6 protein-coding genes, 1 tRNA gene and 2 pseudogenes are annotated in these 6060 nt (G+C 32.4%); 3 read left to right on the top strand and 6 right to left on the bottom strand.

The features are described from left to right. A pseudogene (locus tag ACH2BV_RS14130) lies at positions 1–322 on the top strand (selenocysteine lyase); the annotation flags it as partial. Positions 323–580: 258 nt separating this feature from the next. Here the strand turns inward: ACH2BV_RS14130 and ACH2BV_RS14125 are convergent. Beyond that, a complete protein-coding gene (locus ACH2BV_RS14125; RefSeq protein ID WP_395051409.1) occupies positions 581–1450 on the bottom strand; it encodes a lysophospholipid acyltransferase family protein in 870 nt (289 codons plus the stop codon). A 125-nt stretch (positions 1451–1575) separates the two neighbouring features. On the opposite strand from ACH2BV_RS14125, the gene ACH2BV_RS14120 reads away from it, so the two are divergent. Beyond that, positions 1576–2217 carry a rhomboid family intramembrane serine protease gene (locus tag ACH2BV_RS14120; protein WP_395051407.1) on the top strand — a complete coding sequence of 214 codons (642 nt, stop codon included), beginning with the start codon at positions 1576–1578 and terminating at the stop codon, positions 2215–2217. A 52-nt stretch (positions 2218–2269) separates the two neighbouring features. Then, positions 2270–2962 (top strand): SIMPL domain-containing protein, encoded by a 693-nt coding sequence (locus ACH2BV_RS14115; protein WP_395051405.1) that lies wholly within the window; start codon positions 2270–2272, stop codon positions 2960–2962. Between the two features lie 354 nt (positions 2963–3316). Here ACH2BV_RS14115 and ACH2BV_RS14110 read toward each other — a convergent pair. The 5 genes and pseudogenes from ACH2BV_RS14110 to ACH2BV_RS14090 form a co-directional block, all read right to left on the bottom strand. Beyond that, positions 3317–3397, bottom strand: a tRNA-Tyr gene (locus tag ACH2BV_RS14110). 161 nt (positions 3398–3558) lie between these two features. Next, positions 3559–3945: pseudogene (locus tag ACH2BV_RS14105) on the bottom strand (TlpA family protein disulfide reductase); the annotation flags it as partial. A gap of 18 nt (positions 3946–3963) precedes the next feature. Beyond that, positions 3964–4731: a DUF4369 domain-containing protein gene (locus ACH2BV_RS14100; RefSeq protein ID WP_395051404.1), complete on the bottom strand. Its 768-nt coding sequence runs from the start codon at positions 4729–4731 to the stop codon at positions 3964–3966. Positions 4732–4945: 214 nt separating this feature from the next. Beyond that, positions 4946–5185: a hypothetical protein gene (locus ACH2BV_RS14095; RefSeq protein ID WP_395051403.1), complete on the bottom strand. Its 240-nt coding sequence runs from the start codon at positions 5183–5185 to the stop codon at positions 4946–4948. Between the two features lie 143 nt (positions 5186–5328). After that, positions 5329–5769, bottom strand: a complete 441-nt coding sequence (locus tag ACH2BV_RS14090; protein ID WP_395051402.1) for a KTSC domain-containing protein — start codon at positions 5767–5769, stop codon at positions 5329–5331. Between the last annotated feature and the right edge of the window lie 291 nt (positions 5770–6060).

The raw sequence follows: 6060 nt of genomic DNA, 5'->3' as shown, positions 1-6060 counted from the left end.
AATTCAAACACGCGGTGGCTGCAGTTGTGCCGGAACCTATGGTCATTATTTATTGAATGTAAATGAAGAAACCTCTCATAATTTGGTTTGCCAAATCGATTCCGGAGATTTAACTTTAAAACCCGGTTGGATCAGAATGTCGATTCATCCTACGACTACAAATGAAGAAATTGAGTTTGTTTGCAACAGCATAAAAGCATTGGCAGAAAATCACGAAGCTTGGTCTAAAGATTATAATTATGATAAAAACTCTAATGAATTTGTCCACAAAAATGCAAAACCATTTGAGAAAGAATTAGTGGAGGAGTGGTTTAAAATCTAAAAAAGTCAGCAGATTTCAGTTCGCAGACCGCAGAAAAAAAAGATAGCAGGTTGCAGATTTCAGTTCGCAGAAAAAGAAGTCGGCAGATGGCAAAACGCTAATTTAGAATGAGTTTGTATTTTTTAATGTATTCTAAAATCTAAAATCTAAAATGTTAAATCTGCAGCCTTAAATCTGCAATCTGCAATCTGCAATCTGAAACCTGCAATCTGCAACCTGAAACCTGCAATCTGAAACCTGCAATCTGCAACCTGCAACCTACCTCTTGTGTTTCCAGCGTTTATGTGTCCATAAATAATATTCAGGAGATTCATAAATTTGTTGTTCAACTAATTTAAGGAATTTATCGGTGATTTCATAATTGGGTACTTCTTTTACATTTTCCGAAATGACTTCAAAGCTAGCTTGATAATACCCTCGTTTTACTTTTTTTACTTTCAGGAAAATTACATTCATATCATATTTTTTCGACAACATTTCAGCTCCGGTATGCACGGGAACTTCTATTCCCATAAATTTTTGCCAATGAAAAGCAGAAGAAAGTCTTGGTGATTGATCGCTTGCGAATCCATAAATAGACAACAATTTGTTTTTGTTATTTGTAATGATAGTTGGAATAGTATCTTTAGTAGTGATGAGTTCGGCTTTGAATCTTGATCGAATAGTACGCACTAATTTGTCAAAATAAGGATTGGCTATTTTTTTATAAATGGCAAAAGCACTAAAAGTTACGTAGGCATTCATCGAAATTACCCATTCGTAGCTTGCATAATGTGCCAGCATCATTGCGATGCTTTTATCTTGTGCTTCCAGTTTTTTATAAACATCCAGATTGGTGACCACAAATCGTTTTCTTATTTCCTTTTTTGAAATTGTCATCGTTTTTATCATTTCAAGAAACATATCACACAAATGACGGAATGATTTTTTTTCGATAAATAATCGTTCCTGAGCAGATAAATTAGGGAATGCCAATTCCAAGTTTTCCCGAACTGTTTTTTTGCGATAACCTATTACATAATAAACGATTATATATACAAAATCAGAAAATAAATATAATAATGGAAAAGGCAACATCGAGATGCACCATAAAATGGGATAAGCTATGAGGTAAAGTATAAAGCGCATTAAATAAATATTTCAACAAATATAATTCAAAAAATCCTTTCAGTTGTTAGTTTAGAACTCTTGTTCTGTTTTTATAACCATAAATATTAATTAGATTTACACTTTAAAAAATATCCAAATTATTTATGAGCACTATTTTAATTGTAATTATTGCTGCCACTATTTTATTCAGTTTAAAAGGATTTAATGATCTGGCTTTTTTTAGGAAGTACGAATTTCACATTGGAAGCATCCGAGCCGGAGAACAAATTAGGATGATTACTTCTGGTTTTTTACACGGAGATATGGGGCATTTGTTTTTCAATATGTTTACGCTTTATATGTTTGCTCCTGTAGTAATTAACTATTTTGGGAGCGCTTCTTTTTTATTAATTTATATGGGAAGCCTTATTTTTGGTAGTTTACTGACTTTGTTGATGCATAAAAATGAGTATAGTTATAGAGCTATTGGAGCTTCTGGAGCTGTAACTGGAATTTTGTATTCGGCGATTTTGATAGATCCCAGCATGAATTTATACCTGTTTTTTATTCCCATTCCCATTCCTGCCTATCTTTTTGGCATAGGCTATTTGTTGTATTCTATTTATGGAATGAAAGCCAAGAACGACAACATTGGACACACGGCTCATTTTGGAGGTGCTATAGGCGGTTATTTGATAACATTATTGAAAGAACCTGTCATGCTTGTAGACAATACCTTTATGGTGGTTCTTTTGGCCATTCCCATCATCATCCTTTTTGTGTTGGCAAAATTGGGAAAGCTGTAAATTGGCACAAGTTTTGAATAGAGATTTTAAAAACAAACTAAATATTAACAAAATGAAAAAAGCAATACTGATTCTTGCCTTATTATTTATGGCAATGTCTTACTCACAGGAGCAAAAACAAGTTCCAATGATTAATGTGTCTGGTGAAGGAAAAGTAAAAACAGCACCAGATCAAGCTTCGATTTCGATTTCAATTGAAACAAAAGGCACAAAGGCAGATGATGTTAAAAAGGAAAATGACAAGAAAATGGATGCCATTTTAAAATTCATCAAAAAATCTAATATTGCAAAAGAAGATTTTCAAACACAGCGTGTTTCTTTAAATCCAAATTATGATTACGAAAAAAAGAAACACAATTATATAGCAACCCAATCTGTCCAGATTTTATTGAAAGATTTGTCAAAGTATGACGTATTGATGGAAGGCTTGGTTGATGAAGGAATTAACAGAATTGACAATGTAGAGTTCAAGTCTTCAAAAATGAAGGAATTACAGTCTGATGCGAGAAAGTTGGCTATAAAAGACGCAAAAGCAAAAGCTGAAGATTTTGTTTCCGTATTGGGACAAAAAGTTGGCAAAGCCATATTGATATCCGATAATTCACAAAACTACAATCCACCAGCTCCCCGAATGATGTATGCTATGAAATCTACTGCAATGGACGAATCAGCTCCAAGAGAAACATTGGCAGTTGGCGAAATAGAAATTACTGCAAATGTAAGTGTGAGCTTTATTTTGGAATAAAATAAAAGCCGTATTAAATTATAAGACTTCCGCTAAGCGGACTATATTTCCAAGACATAAACGTTATAAAAAACTTTACCACGAATTACACAAATTTTAACAAATTTTCAAAAAATTTAAACTGGAATTCGTGCCAATTTGTGTAATTCGTGGCTAAAATAATTAACAATGTAAGGGATAGTCATATTAAAAAAAACACATTTTTAATGAAGCGAGCTTCTTAAAAATGTGTCATTTATTTTTGTGGGGAGAGCAGAATTAGCTTCGTCCCTCCTGCAAAGCTAGGCTTTGAAAATATTGACTAGTCCTAAATAATCTGTATCGATTATTTAGGACTAGTCATATATTTATTCGTGGGGAGAGCAGGATTCGAACCTGCGAAGTTCACACAGCAGATTTACAGTCTGCCCTCGTTGGCCGCTTGAGTATCTCCCCAGAGGCTTATTTGTGGTAAGCGGTTGCAAATATAAAAACTGTTTGCAGGTTTCCAAAGGATATTTACACTTAATTTTAGTATAATTTGCAACGCGTTGGAATTGAATAAACTAAAAAAAATCTCCACAAGGGAGATTTTTTATTAGTATAAACTAAGTGTATTATTTAGATAAAAGTTCCAATATTTTTGCTCGAAGTTCCGCTCCTCTTAAATTTTGTGCAACCACTTTACCTGATGCATCGAGTATAAAAGTAGAAGGAATTTCCTGAACTCCATATTGAGCTACAATTGGCTCATCCCAAAATTTTAAATGCGAAACCTGTGTCCAGATCAATTTATCTTTTGCAATGGCTTCTTTCCATTTCGCAGCATCTCTGTCTAAAGAGACCCCAACAATATTCAATCCTTTAGAGTGAAATTCCTTGTAGATAGCCACCACATTTGGGTTTTCAGCTCTGCAAGGAGCACACCATGATGCCCAAAAATCTACAATAGTTACTTTGCCTAAGCTTTCTTTTAGGCTGACTAGTTGCCCTTCAGGGTTAGGAGCCGAAAAATCTGAACTTCATTTAGCGTTACCGGCAGCTGGATTTGCAGCACCAGATGGTGTTGTACCAACTGAAGGCATTTTTGCTTCTTTGATTTTCAATTGTATTGCTTTACCAGGTTTTGAATTTTTTAACGACTCATCCAAGCTTGCATACAATTTTTCTATTTTTTTAATATCAACAGCAGGATCGTTCATCATTCCTTGGATAATTAAGGCACTTATGAATGATTTCGGATGCGTTTCTGCGTAGGTGTCATATTTCTTTTTAGATTCTGCAGTTACCCCTTCTTGAATTTTACTGAATTCTTTCATTAATTTATTAATAACAGCAGTGTCTTTAGCTTGTTGTGCCTGATTCATCAAAGCAGTGTTATTTTTTTGGAAATCCATTAAACTTTTTTGTAGTTTAATAAGTTCTTCATTGAACTTAACAAATTCATCATTGTTGTATGTTCCGGAAAGTTTAGATTTATTAATACTGTCTTTGTTTATTTCAATAATAATATCTCCATTTTCTAAGATAAAAGGAAATTTCCCATTTGCTCCTTCAAGTTGCAACATGTAAAAAGCGGGTTCAGTAACTTTTCCTTTTATTTCAAATTTACCATTCTCTACTTTTACAGTATCTACTGCCATCAATCCCATACCAGAAGCATCTTGGGTTTCCATTATTATGGTTTTGCCGTTTTCAACTCCTTTTGCTGTACCAGAAATAGTGTACTTGTCTTTGCTACAAGAAATTAAAAATACAGTAGCCGTAAGTAATAAAATTATTTTTTTCATTATAAATTAGTTAAATGGTTTAAGTCTGCAAAAGTATTTAAATTTATAAAATATCAATAATTTTATGACTTAAATTTTTGTTATAGTTTTATATTTATATTTAAGAGGATTTAACCAAATGTATCAAGTGAGTTTAAGGCACTTAAACTTTGTCATTTTTAGAAAACAGTACCCAGTAGATACGAAAGAAATTGATGTGAATTTGAAGCTTTTTCTAGCTTACGGAGGAATTGTATTTTAACTCGCATTGCTGAATACAGGACTCAGCATGCTCAATCTCATTTAGTGTAATTCTGATATCCATATTTACGGTTCTTAATTCTTTATGCAAAATGGCACTTGAAAAATTAGATTCTAGTTTGAGATTTATTTCCGCTTTTTGTTCTTCTAGTATAACAAGGGTTTCTTTTGCCTTTTTATATTGCGATTTGAATAGGTTACAAGGGTCTTCCATAAAAAAAATATTTTTAAAATCATATTTAGGGATGGCTAACTTACTCAAAATAAAACTTCTAGACAATACTTGTCTTGTTTTTTCGATAGAAAACAAAAAAACACCCCTGAAAGGAGTGTTTTTAAATATAAATCTAAAAAAATCTAATCTTGGTTGATGGTTTTTCTCCAAGTAAAAGAATTTAATATGTGTCTTTTTGCAAATCTTCCTGGAGAATCAGCATTTACCATTTTCACATAAGTTGCTTTTGGCACGCTTATATATTCGTAAACACTTCCGTTTGAAAAATTAATTATCAAACGTCCTTCAACAAATTTATAATCAGAAATTGTTGATGTTGCAATAGTTTCTGTGTATTCAGGTAAGTTCTGTTTAATGGTTTCAGGATTGATACTTACCAAAAAGTGGTAGGCTTCAATAATTTTTTTACTGTTTTCTTCTGCTTCTTTCAAACCAACATCATTTCCCTGAAATTTGTCAGGATGTGCTTCTTTCATCGCATTGCGATAAATGGTTTTTAAATCTTTTAGTTCTGCAGTTCTGTCTACATTTAGCAACTTTCGGTATTCAACGATTTTTTTCATAAAAAGGTAACTTGTTGTCTTTTAATATGAAACCAATAAAATGGGATTTCAAAATCGACAATTTTTTGCAAAGGTACACTTTTTTTTAAGTTTTTAGTTTTTGACCAAAAAAAAATCAAAAAATAGACTTGTCCAATCTATTTTTTGAGAGAATATAAAGTATGAATACGGGCTATTGTTGCGGCTTATTGTTTGCTTTATCAAAGTTTTTAGACTTCTTCGGATATTTATTATAGTTAATATCACTTGGATTTTCAATGACAGATTTGATAGTAATCCAATCGCCAAGTT

The sequence above is a fragment of the Flavobacterium sp. genome, from assembly GCF_043780635.1.
GTDB lineage: Bacteria > Bacteroidota > Bacteroidia > Flavobacteriales > Flavobacteriaceae > Flavobacterium.
This window is presented reverse-complemented; position numbering and strand designations above follow the sequence as displayed.

Excerpts from the sequence above, each read along its gene's own strand:
- ACH2BV_RS14100 (WP_395051404.1), bottom strand. The coding sequence starts at position 4,731 with ATGAAAAAAATAATTTTATTACTTACGGCTACTGTATTTTTAATTTCT.
- ACH2BV_RS14095 (WP_395051403.1), bottom strand. The coding sequence starts at position 5,185 with ATGGAAGACCCTTGTAACCTATTCAAATCGCAATATAAAAAGGCAAAA.
- ACH2BV_RS14115 (WP_395051405.1), top strand. The coding sequence starts at position 2,270 with ATGAAAAAAGCAATACTGATTCTTGCCTTATTATTTATGGCAATGTCT.
- ACH2BV_RS14125 (WP_395051409.1), bottom strand. The coding sequence starts at position 1,450 with ATGCGCTTTATACTTTACCTCATAGCTTATCCCATTTTATGGTGCATC.
- ACH2BV_RS14090 (WP_395051402.1), bottom strand. The coding sequence starts at position 5,769 with ATGAAAAAAATCGTTGAATACCGAAAGTTGCTAAATGTAGACAGAACT.
- ACH2BV_RS14120 (WP_395051407.1), top strand. The coding sequence starts at position 1,576 with ATGAGCACTATTTTAATTGTAATTATTGCTGCCACTATTTTATTCAGT.